A 23,793-nucleotide genomic window follows, 5' to 3' on the forward strand; every position below is an offset into this window, starting at 1 on the left:
TATTTAAAAGATCGCGAGGCAAGCTCGCTCCTACAAATCAATAATGATTTGCATTTCCAAAAACACATATATAAATAGCCGCACTCCAAGGATCCAACACCCGCTTTATTAATCTGAAAGTCCCCTCCCTGACTAACAATCAAAACTTGCTGTTAGTTGTATTTTGGCTATAAACAACTTTCAACGTATTAACACCGGACGTTAATCAGTTTGCCAGGGTGGGCACTATGTCTATGGATCGTCGTTCCTTTCTTGTATCGCTGGCCTTGATACCGCCTGCCTTGTATTGGTCGAGTGCGCTGCTGGCCGCAGGGTCTGCTTCAGATGCGTTTCGCGAGGTGAGCCGGATCATTACCGGCGCCGACAACCTGACCTCCGGTGCCGCCGCACGGATCGAGGCCTTGCTGACTGAGCGCCATCAGGATTTCGCCGCACATCTTGCGTCGCTGCATACAGCCCTGATCGCCAGCGCCAGCCGTGAAGCCGGTTTGTCAGCATTAACCGGCACTGACCTGGACACCGCCCTGATCATCGCCAAGCCCTGGTACCTGGGCTACGTCGGCACGCCGTCGGGGCGGATTCTCGAGGATGACGCCGCGTTTGCCACCTTTCTTGAAATGCAGGCCTATGCCAAGACGGGCGGCATTATCCCTGCGCAGAGCTATCCGCCGGGCGCGGCAGGCTGGTGGCGAGACGCGCCGCGCGGGGTCGACGCCTCAGACTTGCCCGAAGGCGCAACCACCTGGGCGTATCAACCCCTGAAGCACTACACCATCGCCACCCCCGACCCGGCCTGGCACGCCTATGCCGCCGGTAAATTCGACACTATCGAGGCTGCTCGCACGGCACTGGGCCTGGAGGCCAAGTCATGAGCGATTTCGATGCAGATGTGATCGTGGTCGGTTCAGGCTCGCTGGGCTCCATGGTGGCGCTGGAACTGGCCCGCGCAGGCAAAAAAGTTATCGTGCTCGAAGCCGGCCCGGAAACCACCGACTGGAAAGTCACTGACAACTTCCGAAACTCGGCCAGACAGAACAATTTCAACGCACCGTTCCCGGATGTGCCCTACGCCCCCAACAGCTTCAGCCCCGGCTATATCAGCCCGCACCTTGAAGGGATCGAGGTGTTCCCCGGCACCCTGCGTTCAGTGGGCGGCACCTCACGGCACTGGACGGCGGCCACCTGGCGCCTGCTGCCCGAAGACATGGCCTTGAAATCCAGTTTCGGACTCGCCGTGGACTGGCCGATCACCTACGACGAACTTGAGCCGTTCTATTGCGACGCCGAATACGAAATCGGGGTCAACGGCATCGCCGACTATGACGAATCCGGCCAAGGCCTGGGGTACACCTACCCGCCACGTTCGCGGCCTTTTCCCCTTCCGCCTGAAGCCAAACCCTACGCTATTCAACGCTTGCAGCAGCAGATTGCAACCAAGGGTTATCGCATCGACGTGGCGCCGTCTTCACGGATCAGTAAACCTTATGACGGTCGCCCCGCCTGCATTGGCAACAACATGTGCAACTGGAACTGCCCGATCGGCGCCAAGCATTCGGGTTATCACGTTGTCGAAAAAATCCGCAAGCTGGGCGTGGACCTGCGCAGCAACGCCGTGGTGCACAAGATCGAAACCGGCGCTGACGGCAAAGTCACCGCCCTGCACTACCTGAGCCCAAGAGGTGGCGCCACGCGGCTGACAGCCAAAATCTATGTGCTGGCCGGTCACGGCTTTGAAACCCCCAAGCTGATGCTGATGAACAATCTCGGCACACGCTCGGGGATGGTCGGTCGCAACCTGATGGTGCACCCCACCATCGACATGACCCTGCTTTCATCTGAGCCACTGTGGGCCGGGCGCGGGCAAAACATCCATGGCGCGATCATGCAGCGGCGCAATCAGCCGGACCGCACCCGCATCCCGTCCACACGCTATGACTTGCTGAACAACCCGCCAACCGTCGGCATCGCCGAAACTGCGCTTTCGGGGCACAAGATCGGTGCTGCGCTGGATGATGAAATCTACGACCGTTCAGCACGAATGTTTACCTTTGAAGCGCTGACCGAGGATTTGCCCGACAAAGCCAACGGGATAAGCCTTAACCCCAGCTTCAAAGATTCGCTGGGCCTACCGGGACTGCGCCTGAACTACCGGATCTCGGACTACACCAACGCCAACTTGCCCCGACTGATGGATGACTTTGCCAACTTTCTGCAAGCCACCAACGGCACGCGGATCAGTGCACCGACCACGTGGATTTGCCAGCAACACATCATGGGCACGGTGCGCATGGGCACCCAGGCAGAAGATGCCGTGGTCGACCGCGACCTGCGGTGTTTCGATCACCAGAACCTGTTTCTGGTCACCACCGGCGTGATGCCCACGGCGGGCGGCGTCAACCCTACGCTGACCGGGATGGCGCTGGCCATCCGGGCCGGCAAACACATCGCCAAGGAGGTGTGACATGCGCAAGGCTCTGATCTTCGTCGCCCTCGCCCTTGGCTCCCAATGGGCCAGCGCCCAGCAAAGCGATGCCGCGACCGTTGAGCGCGGCAAATACATCGCCACGGCGGCCGATTGCGCGGGCTGCCACGGTGAGAACCTGGCAGGCGGTGCACCGATTGCCAGCCCTTTGGGGCCGATTTATGCCTCCAATATCACCCCAGACACGCCAACCGGGATCGGTGGCTGGAGCGAAGCGCAATTGCGCGATGCCCTGCGCAAAGGTCGCGCTCCCGGCAAAGGCTGGTTATACCCGGCCATGCCGTACACGTCCTACACCGGCATGACCGACAACGATGTGTCTGCGCTCTACGCCTACCTGCAGAGCGTACCGGCGGTCAGCCATCAGGTGCGCGCAACCGACTTGGGGTTTCCGTTCATCCGCCCCGCCATGCTGGCCTGGAACCTGCTCTACCTGAAAGAAGGTCACGCGGCAGGCGAAATACCGGCACAAGGGGAGTCAGCAGAGCGCGGACGTTACCTGGTTGAAGCCTTGGGCCATTGCAGTACCTGCCATACACCCCGTGGAATGTTGATGGCCGAGTTGCCGGACCAGCACCTTGGTGGCGCGTTTGTCGGCGGCTGGCATGCGCCCAACATTACCAACGACGCCTCCGGCCTTGGGCGCTGGAGCGATCAGGACCTGACAACGTTTTTGCAAAAGGGCCACAACTCGGTAGCTGTCGCGGGCGGCGATATGGGCCTGGCGGTCAGTCGCAGCCTGAGCCATCTGGGCGATAGCGAAATCGCCGACATCATTGTTTACCTGCGCCAGGTGCCTGCTGTCGCCTCTGCCGCCTTGCCAGCAGCGCCATCAACCCCTGCCCATGTAGACCCGGACAAAGTCGAGGGCCCCATCACCGGCTGGCGAAACCTGGCCAACAACGACACGCTGGATGGCGCGGTGTTGTATCAATCAGCCTGCGCCAGTTGTCATGGCCTCGACGGGGCCGGTGGGGCCGGGCCTGAACTGGGCCGGTTACGGGATTTGCGCTCGGCGCATCTGAACAACCTGGTGCAGGTCATTGCCGGAGGGATCAACCTCAAAATCGATGACAGGCATATCCTCATGCCCGGTTTCAGCGATCAAATGAACAACGAACAAATCGCCGCCGTGGCTCGCTATGTACGCTCGACCTTCGGGCAAGTGCCAGGTTCAGGGCCGGACGAGCAAGAGGTTGCGAACATTCTGTCGGATAAAACGCCGGTCAGTTGGATCATCAACTCTGCAGCAGCGCTGGCCTGGACCGGGATTGGCGTGTTTGTTTTGCTGGTGGCCTGGATTGTCTGGAGGCTGTTCTGCCGACGCAAACCCTAGACCTTCTGTGCGGCTCCCACAGGCCAATGAACCAGGCAATACGCTCACCCTCGCGAGGTCGATGGCAACTGTGTAAGGATGTGTCCTTGTTTTAATCGCACCTCCTTCAAGGAAGACCATGACCTCTATCCCTAAAACGCCCCCAACTCCGGGGCGTCTTGAACAGATATCGACACGTATTGCCTTCTTTATCGCTGGCTTCGGCATTGCGGCCTGGGCGCCGCTGGTGCCTTATGCCAAAGCGCGGGCCGGGCTGGATGACGCGACGCTCGGGCTGTTGCTGTTATCGCTGGGCGTCGGTTCGATTCTGGCGATGCCAATTGCCGGGGTGCTGGCGACCCGTTTTGGTTGCCGCCGCGTATTGATCGCCGGCACGGTGCTGATCTGCCTGAGCCTGCCGCTCCTGGCGACAGTCAGTTCCATTGGCCTGTTGATCGCCACCCTGTTTGTGTTTGGCGCGGGCCTGGGCACTGTCGATTCGACCGTCAACCTGCAGGCGGTGATTGTCGAGCGCGCCAGCGGACGCCACATGATGTCTGGCTTCCATGGCCTGTTCAGTGTCGGCGGGATTGTCGGTGCGGCGGGCGTCAGCGGCCTGCTCGCACTGGGCTTGACGCCTCTGTGGGCGATGGTCGTGGTGATCGTGCTGATCCTCGCGGCGCTGCTCAAGGCGGCACCGAACATGCTGCCCTACGGCAGTGAAAGCACCGGCCCGGCCTTTGCCATTCCGCACGGTGTCGTGCTGTTTATCGGGTTGCTGTGCTTTACCGTATTTCTGGCTGAGGGCGCGATGCTCGACTGGAGTGCGGTGTTCCTGACCTCCGAAAAGCACATCAATGAGGTGTATGCCGGGCTCGGTTATGCCTCGTTCGCATTGACCATGACCGTGGGACGTTTGTTAGGCGACACCATTGTCAGCCGACTGGGCGCGCGTCGGGTCATCGTGCTGGGCGGATTGTTCGCCGCTGCCGGGCTGGCCTTGGCAACATTGGCACCGGGATGGGAAGTCTCACTGTTGGGCTACGCGCTGGTAGGCGCCGGCTGCTCGAATATCGTGCCAGTGCTCTACACCGCTGTGGGCAAGCAGACCGTGATGCCAGAAAGCATCGCCGTGCCGGCCATTACCACGCTGGGTTATGCAGGGATTTTGGCGGGCCCCGCTGCCATCGGCTTTATTGCCCATGCCAGCAGTTTGAATATCGCTTTCGGATTGATCGCCGTCCTGCTGGTGGGCGTGGCCATCAGCGGGCGCATCTTGAAAGTCTGATTCACTCTGTAGGAGCGAGCTTGCCTCGCGATCTTTTAAACCCTCAAAAGACCGCGAGACAAGCCGTGCTGCTTTAGAACCCTACGCTGGCCTGCACGAAGAACGTGCGCGGTTCACCCACGTAGATACCCGAGTTGTTGTCGCTGGAACGGGTGTAGTACTCCTGGTTGAACAGGTTCTTGATGCCCGCGCCCACTTTCAGGTTCGAGGCTTCAGGGCCGAAGTCATACCCTACACGCGTGCTCCAGGTGGCATAGCCCGGAATATCACCGTATTGGCCGTCTGGCGTCGGGTCGGTGATGTACACGCCGCCCGTGCCGGGTGCGTGCTGTTGCGACTGGGCAAACATGTCGATGTTGTAGCTCCAGCGGTTAACCACATAGCGAGCCCCAAGGTTGACCACCTGACGCGAATACAACGGCAAGTCACGGCCTTTGAAGTTCGGGATATCACCTTCAGAGGTTGCCTTGGTGTAGGTGAAAGCGGCATTCACCGACAGGCCGTCCAGGGCCGGGTTGAGGGTCGACATGTCGTAGTGAACCGATGTTTCGATACCCTGGTGCTTGGTCGCGCCGAGGTTGGTCCAGCCCACATCGTTGCTCACATATTGCAGTTCGTCAGAGAAGTCGATGTAGAACAGCGTGACTTCACCGCCCCATACGCCATTGTCGTAACGGGTACCGATTTCATAGGTCTTGGCTTTTTCAGGCCGCAGGCCATCTGCAGTCTGATCGCCCCGACCGCCCTGCCCCAGCTGGAAGTACTGCAAGCTGCCAAACGAGGTTTCATAGTTGGCGAACAGTTTCCAGGCATCGGAGAGGTGGTACATCACGCTCAGTGCAGGCAGCGCTTCGTTGCTGTCGATGCTGCGATTTTTCTCCAGAACCGGCACGCCTTTGTTGTCCAGCACCGGGTGGTCATGCCAGTTGGTGCTGATGCGCTCGAAGCGGATACCCGGGGTGATGGTCCACTTGCCGACATCGATCTTGTCATCGATATAGAACGAGTTGGCCTCAGTGCCACCCGTACGGTCCTGATAAATGTGGCCGTCAGCCCCCGGGCCCGGTACAGGCACGTTGTTGACCAGTTGCAACTGGCTGGCTTCTTCCTGCATGGCTTCTTTCAGGTAGCGATAGCCCAGGCCCACCTCCTGTGTGACATCACCCAGGGTGAAAACGTGGGACACGCGCGGCTCGATACCGAAGGTGTGGTAGCTGCGCGGATACGAAGCCAGGGTCTGCAGGTTGCGCGCCGCAATGTTGCTGCCACGGAAGCTGTCGGTGTAGTAGGTCAGGACTTCAAATTGGGTCTGGTCATCAATCTGACGCAGGTACTTGAAGGACACGTCTTTGCGGCGCCCGGTGAAGTTGTCCCAGTCACGCACGGATTGATACGGGTCAGCATCAAACTGCTTCTGCGTCAGGCCGCCCGGCATGTCGGCAGTAGCGTCGTAGTAGTGGAAGTTAAGACTGAAATCGTCCTGGTCGGTCGGCGCCCAATGGGTTTTCAACAACACGTCATTGATGTCGTTGTTGTTATTGCTCGAGCGATACCCATCACCTTTCACACCGGAATAAAGCAGCGCAGCGCCGATACCGTTGTCGGCCGTACCGCCCAGGAAGGCCGACTCCAGATGTTTCCAGCCACCGCGCTCTGAGGTTTCCAGCGTAGTGCCGACCTCGCCCTGGAACGTTTCCGGGATCGCGCGGGTAACAAAGTTGATAACACCGCCTACGTTCTGTGGTCCGTAGCGCACCGAACCGGCGCCGCGAACCACGTCGATGCTGTCCAGGTTGCCCGAGGAAATCGGCGCCATCGACAATTGTGGCTGGCCGTAAGGGGCAAAAGCCGCCGGTACGCCGTCAATCAATACCGTCGAACGCGGCGACAGACGTGAAGTCAGACCCCGCACGCCGACGTTCAGGGAAATATCGCTGCCACCGGTGCCGTTGGATTCCTGGACCTGCACACCGGGAATGGTCTTGAGCACATCGCCGACAGTCATCGCGCCCTGCTCGACCATCGCTTCACGGCGTACGACTGTCCGCGCACCGGGGTGGTTCTGCACCACCTCAGAGTTGGCGTCGCCCAGCCAGTTACCGACCACCTTCACATCAACCGGGCCCAGCTCCAGCGGGCCGGAACCGTCCGAGGCACTGACCGTCGCCGCCGGGCTCAGGGTCACGGCGTCACCGTTGAGCTGGTAGTTCAGGCCACTGCCTTGTAGCAGTTCACGCAGGGCTTGCTCAGGCGAGAGGTTGCCATTGACGGCCGGGGCCTGTTTGCCAGCCACCAGTTGCGGGCTGTAAAACACCTGCAAGGATGTTTGCTGGGCCAACTGGCTCAAGGCAGCACCCAACGGCTGGGCCTGGATGTGAATCGCGCTCGCAACAGGTTCGCTGGCAAACGCACACGGAATCGCCGAGCTGACCGCCAGGGCCAGCGCCAATGGCAACAAACGCGATCGTGCAGTAGACGAGGGAGCGTTCAAAGATGATTTAAGCGAGGAAAACCGCACACAAGGATGGTTGTTTTTCACGTCGAGTCTTGCCCAGTTGATCGCAGGTGATTGCGTTTGTTAATGCAAACCAGTTGCAGTTGATCAAGAAGACGAAGAACTCGAAAAAAACCTGAATCCAATCTGAGATTATTTTGCCGAAATGATTTCCTGACTGCCATCGGCGCGGTTTCTGATCGCCACCGGCAGGATACGCGGCAACGCGCTGAGTAGCGCCTGGGTGTCATTGGTCTTGAAAACACTGGACAGGCGCAACTGCCCCAAGGCTGGGGTACTCACGTGCAGCGGTTGGTCACGATAGCGCGACACCTCGGCGGCCACTTCCGCCAGGCTCGCGTTATTGAACACCAATTGCCCCTTGCGCCAGGCCGTCAGCGCTTCGGTATTGACCGGCTGCACGGCCGCCACCTGCCCTTGGGCATTGATCACCGTCCCCAAACCTGCCGTCAGGTTAACCCGCGCCGCAGAGTCTGCCCCTTGCACCCGGACACTCCCGGACTCCACGGCAACTTGCGCCTGACCACCTTCGTGGCGCACATCAAAACGGGTGCCTGTGACCGTCACCTGCCCCGGCCCGGCGAGTACTACAAAAGGCCGGTCCGTGTCATGCGCCACATTGAACATCGCCTCGCCTTGCTGGAGGACGACCGTACGTTGCGCAGGTTCAAAGTTGACCTGCAACTGGCTGCGACTGTTGATTTCGATAGCAGAACCATCTGGCAATGTCACCGTACGGCGCTCTCCCGACACCGTGGCGAAGCTGGCCTGGTAATGGCTTGAAGACTGTAACTGTGACCAGACCAGCGAACCGCCCGCCATGGCCAGCACGCTGGCCGCCAGCCCAAAGCCCAACACTGAACGGCGCTTGATAGGCGTGACCGGGACCTCGCAGAGCGCCTGCAACCGCTCTTTAGGCAGCAAGTCGGTCGCCGACCATAGATTGACCAACCACTGGTACTCGGCCTCATGGCTCGGATGCCCGGCACGCCAGGCCTCGAATTCAGCCTGCTCGGCCACATTCAAAGACTGCGCCTGCACACGGGCAAACCAGGTGGCCGCCGCATCGCGCACACTGGCGTTGTCGAAGGTGCCTTCACGCGTATCCATTATTGAGCCTCCACCCGTTCACGCAGATGACGCAGGGTGCGGATCATATATTTTTCCACCATGTTCTTGGACAGTCCCAGGCGCTCGGCAATCTCGGCCTGGCTCATGCCCTCGATTTTTTGCCAGACAAACACCTTCCTGCAATTGAGCGGAAGCTCTTGCAGAGCTTTTTCAACAGACTCAGCCAGTTGGATAGCACGCATGTACTGCTCCGGGTCGCCCGTCTCGGACGAACTTGGGGGAACGGCTGCCTGCTCCTTGGCATCACGCAACTCTTCTCGGCGAAAACCATCGACAGCGATGTTACGCGCCATTTGATGCAAATAGGCACGCGGCTGCTCGACGGCCTCCGAAGCGGATTCGAGCACGCGTACAAAAGTGTCATGGGCCAAGTCTTGCGCCTGCTGGCGATTGCGCAAGCGACGCGTCCAGGTTCCGATCAACTCTTCGTAATGTTCAAAAAAGCCCGCTCGGCGGGGCACTTTGTGAGTCATCGCACTGGACTGAATAGGTGGGGCGCGAATAGTAATGCTTCCTATTAATCCCAGCAATCATTGCGCTGACGGAAGGTTAATTGAGGTTCTGGGTAATCTTGCTCCAAAGACGCGATACTTCAGCCTTGCGCGGCATCAAATGCCGATAAAGGATGATCTCCATGTCGACGCAAGGAAAATCGGCAATGAGCTTCAGTTCACCGGCCTCAAGTTCTTTGGCCACAAGTCTTGAAGGCAGCCAGGCCATGCCGACACCTTGAAGCACCATGGCCTTGATGCTCTCGGTCAATGCCGTTTCGTAAACAAGATTGAAGCGGGTGTGTTGCGCGAACCTTGGCAAACACTCTTTATGAATCAGGCGACCAAAAAATGCTTCTATCGGAAAGCCCACCAGATCAACGTTGGCCAACTCCTCAAGACCGCCCGCGTAAATCTCTGGATTCACGCACACCGGAATAAGTTGCTCTGTCCCTACTCGGGCACTGACGACATCATCGCGATCAAGTTCCTTATAGATTCCTGGCGCGAAATAGCAGAGCAAAAGATCACTGTGAGCCGACAAGAACGATTCGATGCAGTCATGCAAGTTACTGGCATTGACCCTCAACGCCTTGCCGCCAACAGCCGCACTTAACGTGCTGTACCACTGCGGAATGAACGACACACTCAGTGAATGCTGGGTGGACAACATCACGCTGTTTTCGTGATTGGACTGGGCTTCGACGCGGGCTCGCAGGTCGTATAGACGGCCCAGCAGATCGTGCATCGGCGCAATGAGCTCTACACCCATCTCCGTCAATTTTGTCGGGAACGCGCTGCGATCGACCAGACTCCCGCCCAGCCAGCTTTCCAGCGAGCGGATACGCCGGCTGAACGCGGGTTGAGTCACAAAGCGCGTTTCAGCCGCCTTGGTAAAGCTCCCTTGCTCAGCCAAGACCAGGAAGTCTTCGATCCATTTGATGTCCATCTTGTGTTTATCCTTTGCGCTAGCAGGCCATGCAGAAAACTAACCGGTTCCAGCCATAAAAGCATTGGTTTCGCTGCAAGTGATCGCCTAACTTCGCCCTCGTTTTCATCACAAAAACGAAGGGTTACTTTCATGCATCTTTCTCGCTTTCCACGCATCCGCTTTGCTCACTTGTCGACGCCGCTGGAGCCTATGGCCAACCTCAGTAAATTACTAGGGGGGCCCAATCTCTGGATCAAACGCGATGACTGCACTGGCCTGGCTGGTGGCGGTAACAAAACACGAAAGCTTGAATTCCTGATGGGGGATGCCGTTCAAAAAGGCGCGGACACCATTATTACCCAAGGTGCCACGCAGTCTAACCACGCCCGCCAAACCGCTGCCATCGCCACCAAGATGGGCATGGAGTGCCACATCCTTCTGGAAGATCGTACCGGCAGCAAAGATATCGAATACAACTACAACGGCAACGTGCTGCTGGACCAACTGTTCGGCGCATCGCTAAGCCAATTCCCGGCCAACACCGACATGAACCTGGCCATGGCCGAACTGGCTGAAAAGCTCAAGGCCCAAGGCAAGAAGCCTTACATCATTCCGGGCGGCGGTTCGAACGTGGTGGGCGCGCTGGGCTATGTCAACGCAGCATTAGAAATCCTCGGTCAGGCCAATGACATGGGCCTGCGCATCGATAAAGTCGTACACGCCACCGGTAGCACCGGCACACAAGCCGGGCTGGTCACCGGCTTCGTCGCCAGCAACAGCCTGATTCCGGTATTGGGCATCGGCGTGCGCGCGGCTCGCGAAGCGCAGGAAGCGAACGTCTTCAAACTAGCTGAGCAAACCGCCATCCACCTAGGCATTGAGGGTGTGGTCAAGCGCGAACACGTGGTTGCCAACTGCGATTATGTCGGCGCCGGCTACGGTATCCCGACCCCCGGCGGCATTGAAGCCATCGAACTGTTTGCCCGCACCGAATCGATCTTGCTCGACCCGGTGTATTCGGCAAAAGGCGCTGCCGGGTTGATCGACTTGATCAGAAAGGGCCACTTCAAGAAAGACGACAATATTGTGTTCGTTCACACTGGCGGCAGCCAGGCACTGTTTGGATACCGCAACGCGTTTGATTATCCCAACTACCGTTAATTAAACAGCGCTCGAGGGGCGGTGAGGGTTAGTAACTTCCACCCTCCCTGCTTGTACCCCACTCAGTAAAGCCAGTCGTTTACGTTCGCCAGACCAGGGCCGGACAAACGCTGGCGGCTACTTATTCAATAACGCATAACGTGAGAGCGGTAATAGAAGATGAGCGATAGAACTGTTGGCATTATCGGCGGGATGGGGCCTGAAGCCACTGTTGACCTGATGAGCAAAGTCATCAACCTCACGCCGGCCAAAGACGATGCCGACCATATCCGCATGATTGTCGACAACAATCCAAAGATTCCGTCACGCATCAAAGCACTGATTGATAAAACCGGCGAAAGCCCTGCCCCGGCTTTGGTGCAAATCGCCCAGTCTCTTCAGGCCTATGGTGCCGACTTCATTGTCATTCCCTGCAATACCGCTCACCACTATTACAGCGACGTGGCCCAGGCCGTGACCATTCCGGTGCTTAACATGCTTGAACTGGTGGTCAGCCATGTAAGGCTTAAGCAACCGCAGATCAAAAAAGTCGGCCTCCTGGCTTCAACTGCCGTGATTGGACTCAAACTGTACGACAGGCTGTTTGCAGATCACGGTATTGAAGTCGTGGCACCGCAGACACCGGTTCAGCAAACCGTCATGGACTCAATCCTACAGATTAAATCGGGGATAAAAGATCACACCACGGTCGCAGTACTCAATGAAGCCATCAAACATCTTGAAACCCAAGGTGCGGAATGCATCATCATTGCCTGTACCGAACTGTCGGTTATTGAACGACTGCTGCACAGTGAAACGGATATTTATGACGCAGCCCACTTACTGGCTGAAGAAATAGTCACACAAGCAAAAACAAATAATTAAAGATTCCCTCCTAAAAACAAGATTCATGCCTGAGCATCCAGGCATGCCAGCCTTCAGGGCAGGCCCGGGTCAATAATGCTCTATCGCCAGGATGGGTTTTTGGGCTACGCCTCTTGCGCAGCCCAAGCCCAGCGCACGGCCGGGCTAGACCTCTGCCAACGCGCGCAAACGCCGCTCGACCTGATGGCCACGGGCAAAGCCGAACCAGCGGGCCGTGAGCACGCCGACCAGGCCCATTACCCCACAGAACAGCACGCACACCCACGGGCTCCACGGCATCAGGGCAATCAGCAACAACGGCGTGATACTGGCCCAAAGCGCGTAAGCGATGTTGTAGGTAAACGAGATGCCCGACACGCGAATCTCAGCCGGGAACAAACCGACCATCACTGACGGCACCACGCCAACGATCCCGCAGGTCAAACCGGCCAGGGCGTAAGCCAGCCCCGGCAAGCCCCATTGCCCGACCAGGCTGGCGTAGAGCACGCCAATCCCCAGCGGCAGTAGCACGCTGTACAGCACGATGCTGCGCCAGACGCCGATCCGGTCAACGATCAGGCCTGCCAACACACAGCCAATGTTCAAAAACACGATGCCCACGCTGCTCAAGGCAAACGTGTGGCTGGCGGTCATGCCGAACTGCTGTTGCATCACGGTGGGGGTAATGACGACAAACACCACCACGGCGCTGGTCAGCACGCAGGTCAGCAACGCAGCGGGCAGCAATGACGGGCGGAAATCCCGTAATACCGTGCGCAAAGGCAGCTCTACCCTGCCCTCGCGGCGCTCGCGCAACGCCAGAAACACCGGGGTTTCGCTCAGCCAGCGACGCAGCCACACACCGATCACGCCAAACACGCCGCCCAGCAAAAACGGAAAGCGCCAGGCGTAATCAAGGATTTCGGCCGGGGTAAACAGTTGCGCCAGCAAGGTCGCCGTCAGGGCGCCGATCAAATAACCGAAGGTCAGACCGGCCTGTAAAAAGCCCAAGGCATAGCCGCGACGCCCGGCAGGCGCGTGTTCGGCAACAAACACCCAGGCACTGGGCACCTCACCGCCGACGGCCGCGCCTTGGAGGATCCGTAGCGCCAGCAACAATAGCGGTGCGAAATAGCCAATGTCGGCATACGTCGGCATGATCCCGATCAGCAGACACGGCAAGGCCATCATCAGGATGCTCAGGCTGAATACCCGTTTACGCCCCAGATGATCGGCAAAGTGCGCCATCAAGATCCCGCCCAACGGGCGAGCCAGATAGCCGGTCACAAAAATCCCGAAACTTTGCAGCAAACGCAGCCATTGCGGCATGTCCGGCGGGAAAAACAGCTGACTTAGGGTCAGGGCGAAAAACACGAAAATGATGAAGTCGTAAATTTCCAGCGCCCCGCCCAGGGCCGCTAACCCCAGGGTTCTATAGTCGGAGCGCGAAAAACGCGTCGTGACAGCGTGAGTATCGGCAGACATAAATACGCTCAAAGTGAACTGGACACGCCTATGCTGGCGCTTGATTCGAGGGCCGAGCATAACAAATCCCTGCGCAGCCTCGCAGATACGAACGCTTTAACTCGTCTTGCTGAATGCTGCAAACGAGCTTGCCTCGGGATCTTTAAGATCAAAAGATCGCGAGGCAAGCTCGCTCCTACAGTGGAGTGGTATTAAAAAGACCCTATCGCGAGACAAACTCGTACTTCGGATTCGGGATGCGCCTCAAATCCTTGGCCCGAGCCTGCCTCGCGATAGGGTCTGGATCACTCAGCCCTGCCAGCCTCCTCCCAGCGCGCCATACAGGCCGACAAGCGACAATGAAACCTGCGCGGTGCTATCGACGAGCGCCGCCTGGTTGGCCAGCAGTGCGTTTTGCACGGTCAGCACGTTAAGAAAGTCCACCGTGCCCTGGGCATATTGCTGATGCACACTGTCCAGCGCCCGTTGGTTATGGGCGACCGCCTGCAGCAAACTATCGCGGCGGCGCTGGTTGGCCTGGTACGCCACCAGCGCGTCGTCCACTTCATGCCAGGCACGCAGCACGGTTTTCTGGAAGCCGATACCCGCTTCCTGCTGACGGCCTTCCTGCAGTTGCAACGCGCCTTTCAAGCGCCCGCCCTCGAATAAGGGCAGGCTCAGGCCCGGCCCAAAGGCAAAACTACGCGAACCCCAACTGCCCAGGTCCGACAGTTGCAAGGCCTGAAACCCCACATTCCCGGACAAAGTAATGCGCGGGTAAAAGTCCGCCTCAGCAACGCCAATGGCAGCCGTAGTTGCATGCAGTTGGGCCTGCGCGCGGCGGATGTCCGGACGTCGCTCGGCCAGTTCGCTGGGCAAGCCAATCGGTACAGTCGCGGCATAGGACGGCACATCGGCCGGTGTACTGAGTTGTTGCTGCAAGGCCCTGGGTTCGCGGGCCAACAACAGGCTCAGGGCGTTGATCAATTGCGCACTGTGCTGTTGCAGCGGTGCCATCCGCGCCTGGATTTCTGCCACTTGCGCCGCCGCTTCCGACACCTCCAGCTCAGTCGCCACGCCTTCCTTGAGCTGCAGCCGGGTCAGTTCGAGGCTGCGCTGGGCGATTTGCAGGTTCTGCTCGACCACCGCCAGCCCTTGCTGGGTGCTGCGCAGTTCAATGTAGTCCTGAGCAGTCTGGACGATGACCAGCAGTTGCAGCGCATGGCGGTCCTCTTCTGCCATTTGCACCGAAGCATCGGCCACCTCGACGGAGCGCTTGACCCGCCCCCACAGATCGGCCTCCCAACTGATCCCCAGCCCACCGTTCCACAGGTTGAATGCCTGCTTGCCGTCTTTACCGGACGGATCACTCAAGCCTCGCTGGCTGTTGCGGCTGCGGCTGTAGTCGGCAGACGCGTCCACCGCTGGCAACGTGTCGGCAGCCACCTGGCGGCGTATGGCACGGCTTTGCTCAAGCCGGCTGGCAGCCATTTGCAGATCGAGGTTACGCGCCTGGGCTTCGCGAACCAGCGCAGACAACTGCTTGTCGCCAAAGCTGTCCCACCAAAGCACATCCACGGGCGATTCGGACGTACCGCTGTGCCCGGACTGGCTGGGTGTCGGCGCCCAATGTTTGCCCAGCGAGGTTTCGGGAGCCTTGAAATCCGGCCCCATCACACAACCACCCAGTAGCATCAGGCTGTAACTCATTGCGGCACAGGCAATAATCTTGATGTTCATCGTGCACTGACCTGCTGCCCGGACGTGCTGGCAGTGTCGACTGACGCATCAACCGACATGCCCAGACGCAGTTGTTGGGTCAACGGCTGATCGGCGTCCAGGGTGATTTTGACCGGGATACGCTGCACCACCTTGGTGAAGTTGCCCGTCGCGTTATCTGGAGCGATGGCCGAAAAGGTCACCCCCGTGGCCGGGGCAATACTGTCGACGGTGCCGTGCAACTGCTCGCCAGGGAAAGTATCGACCGTGACCATGACCCGCTGCCCCGCAGTCATGTGCGTCAACTGATGTTCCAAAAAGTTGGCTACCACATAGGCCTTGGCCACCGGCACCACCGCCAGCAACGTGTCGCCCGGCTTGACGTAAGCCCCTTTACGCAGGCTACGACGCCCGACTACGCCGTCAAACGGCGCAACCAACTGGGTGTACGACAACTCCAGCTCAGCCCGTGCCTGCAAGGCCTGCGCATGTTGCACCGAAGCCTGGGCAGCCGTGTGTTGAGCGGCCAATACCTGGGTCTGCTGACGCGCCGCTTCGAGCGCCGCTTTATGCTGGGCCAATTGCGCACGGGCCGTCTGCGAGCGGTTCTTCGCCTGCTGAGAGTTTTGCAGAGTACCTGCGCCCTGCCCGGCCAGGTGCTCATAACGCTGCAACTCGTGCTCGGCGAACTCCACCTGGGCCAGATCAGCATCGACCGTAGCCTTGGCCTGCTCGATCAGCGAACGCTGGCGCGCCAGCATCGCCTGCGCATTCACCTCCTGCGCCTGCGCTGTGGCCACACCGGCTTGCGCCGCCTGCAAGTTGGCCTGATAGTCCTGCGCGTCAATGCGCGCCAGCAATTGCCCGGCCTTGACTGGCTGGTTGTCCTCCACCAGCACTTCATCAATAAACCCCGCGACCTTCGGCGCGATCAGGGTGAAGTCAGCACTCACGTAAGCGTCATTGGTGCTCTGCTGCGTTCCGCTGGCAAACACCACTCGCCACAGCCCGTACAGCACGGCCAGTGCCAGTAATCCCGCGCCCACCATCACTAAAGGCTTGCGCCCGCTTGTAGTACTCATTTCACTGCTCCCACAGGTGTTCCCGGCGGATAAATCCGCGTCGGGCCAAACGGAATAATTACGATCATTAAAACGGCGACACCGGCCATGCACAGGTACAAGTCTGACGAGGTCAGCACCATCGCCTGCTGGTGCACCCGGCGCGCCAGGTCAACACCGGCAGACACCAGCGGCGAGTTGCCCAGGCGGTCCACCAAGGTCATGGAATGGAAGTGCTCGCGGCTGATGGTCAGCACTTGCAACACACTGCCCGCGGCCACTGCAGAGAAGCCCTTGACCGTGTTGAACCAGGCGGAGGCGAATGGCCCATCAGCCGGATTCAGACCACCAGTGGCCAGCATCAGCAACGGGATCACGGCCATCGGCTGAGCGATGATTTGAATCGCCTGCAAGCTGTAAAAGTTCTCGCGGCTCCACACCGAGGTCACCTGCGAACCGATCACACAGGCCAACGCCAGCAAACCGAGCCCCAGTGCCAGCACCCAGCGGCAATCGACCCAGCGCAAGTTGCACAGCGCGACCACCAGTGGCAGTGCTATGAGCTGCGGCACTGCCACCATCAGCATCACCGGCGCGGTTTCCAGCGGTCGATAACCCTGGATTTCAGCCAGGTAGCTGGAAGGAATCTTGATCACCGCCAGCAGCACAAACAGCACCCCGGCCAAGGTCAGCAAGGCGCTGGAGAGGTTGCGGTTCTTGAGCAACTGCAATTTGAAGAACGGCAGCGGATGCGACCATTCGTTGATGAAAAACAGCACCAGCAACGCCAGCCCACCGACGATAAAGATCCGGATCATTTCGGACTCGAACCAATTCAGTCGCTGCCCCAGCTCAAGACCCAGCACCAACATGATCAAACCGGGCATGCCGAGCAGCAGCCCACGCCAGTCAAATTGTTTGAACCGCTCCAGGCGCAGCGGGTCTTGTGGCAAGCCCCAGGCCACGCATGCCATGGCCAGCAGGCTCAACGGAATGACTTGCCAGAACGCCCACTGCCACCCCGCGTACTCTACCCACCAGGCAGACAGCGGCGTGCCGAAGCTGGGGCCGAACGTGGCAGTCAACGCATAGCTGCCCAATCCATACAATCGAATATTGGCAGGCAAGAAACGCAGCGCGACCGACATCAGCATCGGCGGCAACGCGCCCCCGGCAAACCCTTGCAAGGTGCGCAGAAACATCAGCACAGACACATTTGGGGCTAACGGGCACAGCACGCCCAACAGCAAAAATGCGCCAATTGCACACAAGGTAAAGCGGCGCAGCGAGAACGTCGCCGCACACCATGGGGCAAAGGCCATGGCACTGATCGAGGTGGCGGAATACACCGCCAGCAACCAGGTGCTTTCGTCATAACCGATACCCATCGCGCCGCGAATGTCTGGCATCGCGACTTTGGTGACGTTCTCGTTAAAACCCGAGACCAGCACCGCCAACAGCACGCCGACCAGCCCGGTAAAAATGCGCAGGCCAAAAGCCGCGCTGGCTGGCGGTGCTGCGGCAGGCGGCGGCGCAACGCTGACCGAACCTGCGGCCAGCGACGTCACCGCCAGGCTCCCTGCGCCCAATCACGCACACGTTTAACACGCCAATACATGGCTAACTCCGTCTTCTAACTAGATGACAAAAAGTTTAACCAAGCGGCATTGCTACAAAAATTGATAAATCGCTAACTGTGGAGTGCGTCAGACGCAATCCACAATCAATCGGTAGCGGTATCGCATAACGTCTTGAGGGTACGACGCAGCCAGCGGTGTGCGTGGTCATTGTCCAGACGCGGGTGCCACGCCTGGGAGATCTCTACAGCCTGCAACGTGATGGGCAGTTCGAACGGACGCACCTTCAAGCCCATGGGCTCCAGGGTGCTGAGCAGTAACTTGGGCATGAGCGGCAAAATCAGGTTCGAAGCCGCGAGAGCGAAGATGGCGGAATAAAAGGTCGGCGTGGTAAACGACACACGTCGTTCAAAGCCCATTTCGGCCAGCACCGAATCAATCGGCCCACGCGGTACACCACGGCGCGAGACGCTGATGTGGTCAAACTCGGTGAATCGCTGCACGCTGATTGGCTGATCGAAGATGGGGTGATCTTCTCGCGCCAGCCCTACAAAAGGGCAGTTAAACAGGCGCTGGACCTTGATGTCCGGGGAAAACTTGTTGGTGGCGCAGATGGTCAGATCAATCCGCCCTTCGTTGAGCGCCTGGTCATCAGTAAACCCCTCGGGCACCACCCGCAAGGTGGCCTTGGGCATCTCCAGGGCCATTCGTTGACGCAAGGCTTCGCCATAGACACCAAAAAACACATCGTTGGAGCGGATGCTGAACGTGCGCTCCAGTGAGCGCAGATCACTGTCCTGGCTTTGGGTAAACACCCCATGCGCCAACTCCACCACACCGCGCACCTGCTCGCGCAACTCCAAGGCCCGTGGGGTGGGCACCAGGCCACGCCCGGAACGCACCAGAATCGGGTCGTTCAGCACTTCACGGATACGCGTCAGGGTGCGGCTCATGGCCGGGGCGCTCAGATTCATACGCCGGGCAGCGCCCACCACAGAGCCTTCTTCGAGCAAGACATTCAAGGCAACCAGTAGATTCAAGTCAGGTATTTGCATGGGTCGCAAGGTTAGCGTTTAACGTTCGCAGAGGCCAGATACACCTGCCAGGCTTGTTGGAAGCACACGCCCCATTGTTGCGCAGCAGGTAAAACTGTATCACCGCTACTTAGCTAGCTAACAAAACGAGTCGCAGGTACATTGCACGCCGTCAGGTCGATGCCTGACGCTCTCTTTGGTTTGAGAATCTTGGCCATTAGCGGATCCCCCGTCCGCTAATGGCCTTTTTTATTCCACTGGCCGCTCCCCTGCCTGCCATCGATGTTCATCGATCCCGACTTGCTCCGCACCGCAGCAATGCGCCTATGATGCTCACCCATGAACCCCATCGACAGGAACCCTGGCATGAATCTCAATCTGCATGGAAAACTCGTGGTCATTACCGGCGGCAGCAAGGGCATCGGTCTGGCATGCGCTCGTGCGTTCGGGCAAGAACAGGCCCGTGTGGTGATTGTGTCGCGCTCACTCGAAAACATCGAAACGGCGCTCAAGACGCTGAAAAGCGAAGGCATCCAGGCCAGCGGTTTTGCAGCCCACCTGTCGGTCTATGAAAATGCCGTGCAGGTAATCGCCAATATCGAGGCCCAGCACGGGCCGGTCGACATCCTGATCAACAGCGCCGGGGCTGCCAAACGTTATGACCCCAAAGACCTGGACGGCCAGGCGCTGCGGGCGGGCATGGAAGACAAATACTTCCCGGTGATCAATAGCCAGCAAGCCGTACTGGTCTCTATGAGCGCCCGCGGCCAGGGCGTCATCGTCAATATCATCGGTTCTGGGGGCAAGGTGCCTACCAGCACTCACCTGTCAGGCGGGGCCGCCAATGCGGCATTGATGTTGGCAACCGTCGGTGCGGCCGAACACTATGCCGCGCAGGGTATTCGGATCAACGGCATCAACCCCGGCTACACCCTCACCGGGCGGGTTGAGCAATCCGTGGCCGTGGAAGCCAAGCGTTTGAATATTTCCCCGGAAGAAGCCTTGGCGCGCGGTGTCGCCAGCGTGCCACTGGGGCGCTACGGCAAGCCCGAGGAAGTGGCCGACGCGGCGTTGTTCCTGGCCAGCGACCGCGCCAGCTACATCGTCGGCGCGATCCTGCCGGTGAACGGCGGGCGCACTCCAGTGATCTGAGCCTCTGCGCCATAAACAACGCGGCCTGCTGGCAGGCCGCATTGTTTAGCCGCCGTTACTTGGTTTTGGCGACCCATGAATTGAAGCGTTGTTCCAGTTCTTCGCCATGGTTAACCCAGAATTCGTTATTGATCGGCATGGCCTGGGCCAGGTTATCCGGTGCGGTATTCAGCCGCGCAGCCAGGGCCGGGTCCAACAACGCTGCGGTGTTCAGGTTGACCGAGCCGTAGCCCAACTCTTGGGTATGGATCTTCTGGTTTTCCGGCTTGAGGGTGAAAGCGATAAAGTCTTCGGCCACGGCCTTGTTTTTGCTGCCTGTGGGGATCGCCCACGAGTCGATGGCGTAGATGCTGCCGTTCCAGACCACTTTAAGGTTGGCACCGGATTGTTGAGCGGCGAATACCCGGCCATTGAAGGCGGTGGTCATGACCACGTCACCACTGGCCAGAAACTGCATCGGTTGCGCGCCGGCTTCCCACCACTGGATATCGGACTTGATCTGATCGAGCTTGCGGAACGCGCGATCCACGCCTTCTTTGGTAGACAACTGTTTATAGATGTCGGCATACGGTACGCCGTCGGCCATCAACGCCACTTCAAGCGAGTACTTGGCGCCTTTGCGCAGGCTGCGTTTGCCAGGGAATTTCTGGGTGTCCCAAAAATAGGCCCAGCCGGTCGGCGCGCTGCTGACTTTGTCACCGTTGTAGGCCATGGCCATCGACCACACCAGTACACCGGCGCCACACTCGGACAGCGTGCCGGGTACGTAGTCTGCCGGGTTGCCTAGCTTGCTCTGGTCGAGGGGTTCAAACAGGCCTTCTTCGCAACCGCGAATCAGCTCCGGCGCTTCGACCTGCACGACGTCCCAGTTGACACTTTTGGTGTCGACCATGGCTTTGATCCGGCCCATCTCGCCGTTGTACTCACCCGCGATCACTTTGTTGCCGCTGGCGTTGGCGAAAGGCTTGTAGAACGCGTCGGTCTGCACGTCCTTGCTGGCACCACCAAACGAAATCACGGTAATTTCGTCAGCCATCGCATTGGCCGAAATAGCCGCGATAAGCAAGGCTCCGATTGCTGTCTTTTTCATATCTACCTCTAGGATTAATTGTTATGGCAGAGTTGAATCACGCTTGGCAGCGCTCACTGAGCGAGCGCCCAGTTTCACACATCTGGTTCTGGGACCAGTCGAGTGTTGAGTCAGGCCGTTGACGACCTGACCGCTGCTGTCCCTCAGCTTTGGTAGTCCCCTTCATCGTTGGAAATCAGACGCAACACAGACGACCAAGCCAGTTCATGCAGGTTGTGCTCAATCTCGTCATCGGACTGTTGAGCGGTCAACTCACACACGGCCTCGGATGGGAACCGTAAAATCGCCCCGCCCGCCTGCGCTTGAACCTGGGCCTGACAGGCACGCTCCAGGAAGTAAATCTGATTGAACGCCTCGGCAATCGAACGGCCCGTGGCGAGCAAGCCGTGGTTACGCAAAATCATCACCATGTGCGGGCCCAGGTCGCGCACCAGTCGCTGGCGCTCATCGGGATTAAGGGCGATGCCTTCGTAATCGTGGTAACCCAGACGCCGGTAGAACTTCAGCGCGTGCTGGCTGATCGGCAACAAGCCGTCTTCCTGTGCGGACACCGCGATGCCCGCCGAGGTGTGGGTATGCACGATGCAACTGATGTCATGGCGCGCGGCATGAATCGCTGAATGGATGTTGAAACCCGCACGGTTGACGCTGTCGGGGCCGTGCTGGGCATCGACGGTATTGCCCTCGTAGTCGATCTTGACCAGATCGGAGGCGCGCATTTCATGAAACAAAACGCCGTAGCGGTTGATCAGGAAGTGCCCTTCTTCACCCGGCACCCGAGCGGAAATGTGCGTGTCGATCAGATCGGTCATTCGAAAATGCGCGACCAGCCGGTAAAGTGCAGCCAGATCGCAACGGGTTTTCCACTCGTCATCGGAAATCAGGCTGCGGTCGAATTGAAAAGGCGTGTCGTGCATCGCGGGTCCTTGTTCGATTGAGGGGGGAATGGCATAAGCTTGCCCCCGCACGTCACCGGCGACCATGCACAGAAAACCTGCTGCCAGCGCATTACTGTTATGGTTTTTTTACCGGTACACACACCGCAGCCCTTAGAGCCTGGACGGATGTTTATGATGTTTTTGGATCCCGACTCCGAGGAGTCACTGGTCAACCAGATCGTTTCGGGGATCAGCCTGGCGATCAAAGAACACCGGCTGAAATCCGGCAGCAAACTGCCTTCGATCCGCAAATTCGCACAAACCCACAAGGTCAGCCACTTCACCGCTGTCGAAGCCTACGACCGTCTGGTAGCGCTCGGTCACCTGACGCCGGTGCGCAATGCCGGTTTCTATGTACGCAGCAGCGCAGGGAACCCGCGCCCCGATCCCGTCCCGGTGCCCCACGAGCAAGACACTGAGTTCGACTTTGACGCGCACCTGCTGCTGCAAAAAGTCTTCCAGCCCATGGGCATGGAATTACGCCCGGGCATCGGCCTGCTGCCCGAGCAGTGGACTGACCACGACGGCCTGCAACGCGGCCTGCGCACCTTGGCCCGCAGCGAGCCTGGCAGTTTTTCCGGTTACGGGCAGGCCAAAGGCTCGTTGCGGCTGCGCGGCAAACTCGCAGAAAAACTGGCAGACACGCGCATCGCTGCGCACCCCGAGCAAATCATGCTGACCAGCGGCGGCAGCCATGCGCTGGATCTGGTTACGCGCTATCTGGTGCAACGCGGTGACAGCGTACTGGTCGATGAACCGGGCTATCACAACCTGTTCCTCAACTTGCGTTTGCAAGGGGCCAAGCTGCTGGGAGTACCGCGCACCCGCGATGGTTTCGACCTTGAGGTGCTTGAAGCGCTGATTGTCCAGCATCGGCCCAAAGTGTTTTTCACCAACACCCGTCTGCACTGTCCAACCGGCACCAGCCTGTCACTGGCAGTGGCACACCGGGTGCTGCAACTGGCTGAAAAGTACGACTTTCTGATTGTCGAAAATGACATTTATGCCGACCTCGACAGCTCCGGCCAGCAAGCCCTGGCCGGCATGGATCAGCTGTCGCGGGTGATCTACATCGGCAGCTTTTCGAAAACCATTGCCCCGGCATTGCGGGTCGGATTTGTAGCGGCGCACCAGGAACTGATCGACGAGTTAGTGCCGCTCAAGCTGGTCAGCGGCCTCACCACCTCGCAGCTGACTGAAGAACTTGCCTTGACAGTGTTGCTTCAAGGCCGCCACCGCAAACACGTCAAACAGTTGCAAAGCAACCTCGCTGACGCCCACGAAACCGTCGCACGATTGCTGGAAGGCGTGGGCATGGAGCTATTTGTCAAACCCCATGCAGGGATGTTTCTGTGGGCCCGTCATCCCTTGATCGAAGACTCGACCGCGCTGGCAACCAAAGCCCGGGACGAAAAAATCCTGCTCGCCCCTGGCCAATTGTTTATGCCCAACGCGCAGATCATTCCGTGGATGCGATTCAATGTGGCGCATTCGCTGGATGAGCGCATTTACAGGTTGTTGGAGCGGGAAATAGAGCGCTTCCAGTCAGGCCGGGACCTTGAGAGGCCATTGCCGCAGTAACGGATATGTCCTCAAATCCT

Annotated in this window: 19 protein-coding genes; 8 read left to right on the forward strand and 11 right to left on the reverse strand. The window is 58.9% G+C overall.

Annotated elements, in window-relative coordinates; all coding sequences use genetic code 11:
* Positions 1 to 227 precede the first annotated feature (227 nt).
* The 4 genes from NTD86_RS07275 to NTD86_RS07290 all read left to right on the forward strand — a co-directional run bounded on the left by NTD86_RS07275 (position 228) and on the right by NTD86_RS07290 (position 5,085).
* Complete coding sequence (locus tag NTD86_RS07275) at positions 228 to 872, forward strand: sorbitol dehydrogenase family protein (RefSeq protein ID WP_262201493.1); 645 nt, start codon at positions 228 to 230, stop codon at positions 870 to 872.
* Entirely contained in the window at positions 869 to 2,461 is a 1,593-nt protein-coding gene (locus NTD86_RS07280; RefSeq protein ID WP_262201495.1) for a GMC family oxidoreductase, read from the forward strand. The genes NTD86_RS07275 and NTD86_RS07280 overlap by 4 nt, the downstream gene beginning before the upstream one ends.
* A 1-nt stretch (position 2,462) precedes the next feature.
* The gene (locus NTD86_RS07285) at positions 2,463 to 3,818 is read left to right on the forward strand and encodes a cytochrome c (protein WP_262201496.1); all 1,356 of its coding nucleotides are present in this window, start codon (positions 2,463 to 2,465) and stop codon (positions 3,816 to 3,818) included.
* Between the two features lie 118 nt (positions 3,819 to 3,936).
* Positions 3,937 to 5,085 (forward strand): MFS transporter, encoded by a 1,149-nt coding sequence (locus tag NTD86_RS07290; RefSeq protein ID WP_262201497.1) that lies wholly within the window; start codon positions 3,937 to 3,939, stop codon positions 5,083 to 5,085.
* A gap of 73 nt (positions 5,086 to 5,158) precedes the next feature.
* On the opposite strand, the gene NTD86_RS07295 is transcribed toward NTD86_RS07290, so the two are convergent.
* From NTD86_RS07295 to NTD86_RS07310, 4 genes are all read right to left on the reverse strand, one after another.
* The gene (locus tag NTD86_RS07295) at positions 5,159 to 7,576 is read right to left on the reverse strand and encodes a TonB-dependent siderophore receptor (protein ID WP_410016961.1); all 2,418 of its coding nucleotides are present in this window, start codon (positions 7,574 to 7,576) and stop codon (positions 5,159 to 5,161) included.
* A 156-nt stretch (positions 7,577 to 7,732) separates the two neighbouring features.
* Positions 7,733 to 8,710, reverse strand: coding sequence for a FecR family protein (locus tag NTD86_RS07300; RefSeq protein ID WP_262201499.1), 978 nt, complete (start codon positions 8,708 to 8,710; stop codon positions 7,733 to 7,735).
* A complete protein-coding gene (locus tag NTD86_RS07305; protein WP_262201500.1) occupies positions 8,710 to 9,204 on the reverse strand; it encodes a sigma-70 family RNA polymerase sigma factor in 495 nt (164 codons plus the stop codon). The genes NTD86_RS07300 and NTD86_RS07305 overlap by 1 nt, the downstream gene beginning before the upstream one ends.
* Positions 9,205 to 9,280: 76 nt before the next feature.
* Positions 9,281 to 10,171 carry a LysR family transcriptional regulator gene (locus NTD86_RS07310; protein ID WP_262201501.1) on the reverse strand — a complete coding sequence of 297 codons (891 nt, stop codon included), beginning with the start codon at positions 10,169 to 10,171 and terminating at the stop codon, positions 9,281 to 9,283.
* A gap of 132 nt (positions 10,172 to 10,303) precedes the next feature.
* On the opposite strand from NTD86_RS07310, the gene NTD86_RS07315 reads away from it, so the two are divergent.
* Entirely contained in the window at positions 10,304 to 11,314 is a 1,011-nt protein-coding gene (locus NTD86_RS07315; RefSeq protein ID WP_262201502.1) for a D-cysteine desulfhydrase, read from the forward strand.
* A gap of 159 nt (positions 11,315 to 11,473) precedes the next feature.
* Positions 11,474 to 12,178 (forward strand): aspartate/glutamate racemase family protein, encoded by a 705-nt coding sequence (locus tag NTD86_RS07320; protein WP_262201503.1) that lies wholly within the window; start codon positions 11,474 to 11,476, stop codon positions 12,176 to 12,178.
* A gap of 144 nt (positions 12,179 to 12,322) precedes the next feature.
* Here the strand turns inward: NTD86_RS07320 and NTD86_RS07325 are convergent, their stop codons facing one another.
* The 5 genes from NTD86_RS07325 to NTD86_RS07345 all read right to left on the reverse strand — a co-directional run bounded on the left by NTD86_RS07325 (position 12,323) and on the right by NTD86_RS07345 (position 19,033).
* The gene (locus NTD86_RS07325; RefSeq protein ID WP_262201504.1) at positions 12,323 to 13,642 is read right to left on the reverse strand and encodes an MFS transporter; all 1,320 of its coding nucleotides are present in this window, start codon (positions 13,640 to 13,642) and stop codon (positions 12,323 to 12,325) included.
* Positions 13,643 to 13,930: 288 nt separating this feature from the next.
* Positions 13,931 to 15,361: an efflux transporter outer membrane subunit gene (locus NTD86_RS07330; RefSeq protein ID WP_262201505.1), complete on the reverse strand. Its 1,431-nt coding sequence runs from the start codon at positions 15,359 to 15,361 to the stop codon at positions 13,931 to 13,933.
* Positions 15,358 to 16,422 (reverse strand): HlyD family secretion protein, encoded by a 1,065-nt coding sequence (locus NTD86_RS07335; protein ID WP_262201506.1) that lies wholly within the window; start codon positions 16,420 to 16,422, stop codon positions 15,358 to 15,360. Before NTD86_RS07335 ends, NTD86_RS07330 begins: the two co-directional genes overlap by 4 nt.
* On the reverse strand, positions 16,419 to 17,969 hold the full coding sequence (locus NTD86_RS07340) for an MFS transporter (RefSeq protein ID WP_262201507.1): 1,551 nt from the start codon (positions 17,967 to 17,969) through the stop codon (positions 16,419 to 16,421). The genes NTD86_RS07335 and NTD86_RS07340 overlap by 4 nt, the downstream gene beginning before the upstream one ends.
* 155 nt (positions 17,970 to 18,124) lie before the next feature.
* The gene (locus tag NTD86_RS07345; RefSeq protein ID WP_262201508.1) at positions 18,125 to 19,033 is read right to left on the reverse strand and encodes a LysR family transcriptional regulator; all 909 of its coding nucleotides are present in this window, start codon (positions 19,031 to 19,033) and stop codon (positions 18,125 to 18,127) included.
* 345 nt (positions 19,034 to 19,378) lie between these two features.
* Between NTD86_RS07345 and NTD86_RS07350 the strand changes: the two genes are divergently transcribed.
* Entirely contained in the window at positions 19,379 to 20,164 is a 786-nt protein-coding gene (locus NTD86_RS07350) for an SDR family NAD(P)-dependent oxidoreductase (RefSeq protein ID WP_262201509.1), read from the forward strand.
* Between the two features lie 55 nt (positions 20,165 to 20,219).
* Here the strand turns inward: NTD86_RS07350 and NTD86_RS07355 are convergent, their stop codons facing one another.
* Together NTD86_RS07355 and NTD86_RS07360 are read right to left on the reverse strand one after the other, a co-directional pair.
* Positions 20,220 to 21,254: an ABC transporter substrate-binding protein gene (locus NTD86_RS07355; protein ID WP_262201510.1), complete on the reverse strand. Its 1,035-nt coding sequence runs from the start codon at positions 21,252 to 21,254 to the stop codon at positions 20,220 to 20,222.
* Between the two features lie 143 nt (positions 21,255 to 21,397).
* A complete protein-coding gene (locus NTD86_RS07360) occupies positions 21,398 to 22,171 on the reverse strand; it encodes a class II aldolase/adducin family protein (RefSeq protein ID WP_262201512.1) in 774 nt (257 codons plus the stop codon).
* A gap of 153 nt (positions 22,172 to 22,324) precedes the next feature.
* On the opposite strand from NTD86_RS07360, the gene NTD86_RS07365 reads away from it, so the two are divergent.
* Entirely contained in the window at positions 22,325 to 23,773 is a 1,449-nt protein-coding gene (locus tag NTD86_RS07365) for a PLP-dependent aminotransferase family protein (RefSeq protein ID WP_262201513.1), read from the forward strand.
* The last annotated feature ends 20 nt before the right edge of the window (positions 23,774 to 23,793 follow it).

Origin of the sequence: Pseudomonas sp. 7P_10.2_Bac1 (genome assembly GCF_025465935.1) — a bacterium.
Classification (GTDB): Bacteria; Pseudomonadota; Gammaproteobacteria; order Pseudomonadales; family Pseudomonadaceae; genus Aquipseudomonas.

Coding starts and splice junctions, on each gene's coding strand:
- NTD86_RS07275 (WP_262201493.1), top strand. CDS start 228: ATGTCTATGGATCGTCGTTCCTTTCTTGTATCGCTGGCCTTGATACCG.
- NTD86_RS07310 (WP_262201501.1), bottom strand. CDS start 10,171: ATGGACATCAAATGGATCGAAGACTTCCTGGTCTTGGCTGAGCAAGGG.
- NTD86_RS07345 (WP_262201508.1), bottom strand. CDS start 19,033: ATGCAAATACCTGACTTGAATCTACTGGTTGCCTTGAATGTCTTGCTC.
- NTD86_RS07355 (WP_262201510.1), bottom strand. CDS start 21,254: ATGAAAAAGACAGCAATCGGAGCCTTGCTTATCGCGGCTATTTCGGCC.
- NTD86_RS07290 (WP_262201497.1), top strand. CDS start 3,937: ATGACCTCTATCCCTAAAACGCCCCCAACTCCGGGGCGTCTTGAACAG.
- NTD86_RS07325 (WP_262201504.1), bottom strand. CDS start 13,642: ATGTCTGCCGATACTCACGCTGTCACGACGCGTTTTTCGCGCTCCGAC.
- NTD86_RS07315 (WP_262201502.1), top strand. CDS start 10,304: ATGCATCTTTCTCGCTTTCCACGCATCCGCTTTGCTCACTTGTCGACG.
- NTD86_RS07300 (WP_262201499.1), bottom strand. CDS start 8,710: ATGGATACGCGTGAAGGCACCTTCGACAACGCCAGTGTGCGCGATGCG.
- NTD86_RS07360 (WP_262201512.1), bottom strand. CDS start 22,171: ATGCACGACACGCCTTTTCAATTCGACCGCAGCCTGATTTCCGATGAC.
- NTD86_RS07320 (WP_262201503.1), top strand. CDS start 11,474: ATGAGCGATAGAACTGTTGGCATTATCGGCGGGATGGGGCCTGAAGCC.
- NTD86_RS07365 (WP_262201513.1), top strand. CDS start 22,325: ATGATGTTTTTGGATCCCGACTCCGAGGAGTCACTGGTCAACCAGATC.
- NTD86_RS07280 (WP_262201495.1), top strand. CDS start 869: ATGAGCGATTTCGATGCAGATGTGATCGTGGTCGGTTCAGGCTCGCTG.
- NTD86_RS07305 (WP_262201500.1), bottom strand. CDS start 9,204: ATGACTCACAAAGTGCCCCGCCGAGCGGGCTTTTTTGAACATTACGAA.
- NTD86_RS07330 (WP_262201505.1), bottom strand. CDS start 15,361: ATGAACATCAAGATTATTGCCTGTGCCGCAATGAGTTACAGCCTGATG.
- NTD86_RS07335 (WP_262201506.1), bottom strand. CDS start 16,422: ATGAGTACTACAAGCGGGCGCAAGCCTTTAGTGATGGTGGGCGCGGGA.
- NTD86_RS07285 (WP_262201496.1), top strand. CDS start 2,463: ATGCGCAAGGCTCTGATCTTCGTCGCCCTCGCCCTTGGCTCCCAATGG.
- NTD86_RS07350 (WP_262201509.1), top strand. CDS start 19,379: ATGAATCTCAATCTGCATGGAAAACTCGTGGTCATTACCGGCGGCAGC.